This is a genomic window from Streptomyces prasinopilosus, from assembly GCF_001419695.1.
Taxonomy (GTDB): domain Bacteria; phylum Actinomycetota; class Actinomycetes; order Streptomycetales; family Streptomycetaceae; genus Streptomyces; species Streptomyces prasinopilosus.
Window position 1 is genome coordinate 1 of the sequence record NZ_LIRG01000599.1, and the last position, 2,399, is coordinate 2,399.

2 protein-coding genes and 1 pseudogene are annotated in these 2,399 nt (G+C 75.8%); all 3 read right to left on the minus strand.

Going from position 1 to position 2,399, the window contains the following annotated elements; genetic code table 11:
- Positions 1 to 69: 69 nt before the first annotated feature.
- Positions 70 to 702: an RNA polymerase sigma factor gene (locus AOK18_RS22990; RefSeq protein ID WP_055695569.1), complete on the minus strand. Its 633-nt coding sequence runs from the start codon at positions 700 to 702 to the stop codon at positions 70 to 72.
- A 216-nt stretch (positions 703 to 918) separates the two neighbouring features.
- A complete protein-coding gene (locus tag AOK18_RS22995; protein ID WP_055695570.1) occupies positions 919 to 1,794 on the minus strand; it encodes a PhzF family phenazine biosynthesis isomerase in 876 nt (291 codons plus the stop codon).
- A 190-nt stretch (positions 1,795 to 1,984) separates the two neighbouring features.
- Positions 1,985 to 2,399: pseudogene (locus AOK18_RS23000) on the minus strand (hypothetical protein); the annotation flags it as partial.

The following is a 2,399-nucleotide window of genomic DNA, read 5'->3' on the forward strand; positions in this document are numbered from 1 at the left end:
CCCGCACGGGCTCCGCCGCGCTCCGGGCAGGGCCCGCGGCGGAGCCCGTGCGGGGCGGACGGTCGGCGTTCATCGGACTTCCTCCTGCAGGAACAGGGCCGCGAACGCGGCCTCACTCTCCCTCTCTCCGCGGGCGCCGGGTGGTTCCGCTTTCCGTCCCCGTCCCCGTCCGCGCGGCGGGGCGGAGCTGATCCGGGCCAGTCGCGCCCGGGCGCGCGAGAGCCGCGACCGCACCGTGCCCACCGGGACGCCCAGCGCCTCGGCGGCCTGCCGGTAGTCCAGCCCGGCCGCCACGCACAGGGCGATCACCTCCCGGTCCTGGCGGCGCAGCCGGCTCAGGGCCTCGTGGACCGCCGCGAGCCGGCGGGCGTCGTCGATCCGGCCGGCCGTCTCGTCCGCGAAGTCCTCGACCTGCCGGGGTTCGGGGCTGCGCGCCAGGAAGGCGAGCCGCCGGCGCACGCCGCGGTTGGCGTTGTGCGCCTTGTTCGTGGCGATGCCGAGCAGCCACGGTCTGAGCGAGCCGCCCTCCGGCTCCACCGATTCCCGGGTGCGCCAGGCGGCGAGGAAGGTCTCGGACATCGCCTCCTCGGCGTCCGACCAGTTGCCGGTCAGCCGCAGGGCGTGGTTGTAGACCGCCCGCGCGTACCGGTCGTACAGGTCGGCGAACGCGGCACGGTCCCCCGAACGTATGCGCGCACGCAACGACTCCGCTGGTTCTGTATGGCTCACACTCTTCAACTCTCCGCCGCCCCGGCCCGGTTCCTGTGGCGCGGGACACACCACCGCCGGAAGGGGCGGGACGCCGGGGCCGGCGGAGGGCGGACCCGGCGCCCGCGGAGGGGGAACGCCCTGGGCCCGTACGGGAGTTCTGCGCCCGTCGGGGAGAGCTGTGCCCGTACGGCCGGCGCGGCCGGGGCCTCAGCCGATGCGGGTGCCCGTGCCGCCGACGCGGACGCGCGGGTCGCCCGCGCGCAGCGTCACCGTGAGCTCGCCGGGGCGGCCCAGGTCCTCGCCCTGGTGCAGGGTGAGGACGGCGGCCTCGGGGACCAGGCCGAGTTCACGGGCGTACGCGCCGAACGCGGCGGCCGCGGCGCCCGTCGCCGGGTCCTCCACGACACCGCCGACGGGGAACGGGTCACGGACGTGGAAGACCGCGGCCGACTCCCGCCACACCAACTGGACCGTGGTCAGGTCCAGGCGGTGCATCAGGGCTTCGAGGCGCGCGAAGTCGTACGAGAGGTCCGCGAGGCGGGCGCGCGTCGCCGCCGCGAGAACGAGGTGGCGGGCTCCGGCGAACGCGATACGGGGCGGGAAGGCCGGGTCGAGGTCGGCGGCCGGCCAGCCCAGCGCGGCGAGCGCCTCCGCGAGATCGGCGTCGGCGATCTCCCCGACGTACGGCTCGACGCTGGTGAGCGTGGCCCTGAGCGTCCCGTTCTCCTCGGCGACCTCCACCGGCACGGCACCGGCACGCGTCGCGAACACCAGCCTCCCGGGACCCGTCCGCTCGGCGAGCGCGACGGCGGTCGCGACGGTGGCGTGCCCGCAGAACGGCACCTCGGCCCTGGGGCTGAAGTAACGGATGCCGTACGCCCGTTCCCCCGGCCCGCCGAGGCCCTCCGGGGGCGCGGTCAGGAACGCGGTCTCCGAGTACCCGAGGTCGGCGGCGAGGGCCAGCATGTCGCCGTCGTCCAGGGCGGCGGCGTCCAGCACGACGCCGGCGGGGTTTCCGCCCTCGGGGTCACTGGAGAAGGCGGTGTACCGCAGGACCTCGGGGCGCGGCGCATTCATCATCATGCCCACGGCAACACGGGGCGGGCCCGCGGTTGTTCCGGGACACCGACCGCACCGGCGACGCCGGCGACAGGGACACCGGTGACAGGGACACCGGCGACGTGGACGAACGCCGTGCCGCACCGGTCGGGGAGCGGAACGACCGCCGTCGCCCCCCGGCCCGGGCGTGCCCCCGGTGCCGGGACCGCGGGCATCAGTTCCCCGTCACGTCGGACCATTCCGTACCGCCGAGCGGGTGCTCGTACACGGGACGGCCCCGGCTGCCGCTGGTGCGGAACGGCTTTCCGTGGTCGTCGATCCGGATGGTCCCCTGGCGGCCCCCGCCGGACCACTGCAGCTCCACGTACCAGCGCACGTCGCGGGCGTCGGCACGGGCGGTGATGTACAGCACCTCGGGATCGGTCCGGCTGACCTTGTAGGGGACGCCGCGCTGGCCGGCCTTCGGCACCAGGACGGGACGGCCGGCGTCGAGGTCCGTGTCGAACGACCTCGTCTGCACGTCTCCGCCGCAGCCCGACGACCCCAGGTACGCGTTCCAGGCCGGGGGCGTGTCCGAGCCGACCACCCGGACGTGCAGGGCCTCGATGACGGCGGTCTCGTCCCCGACG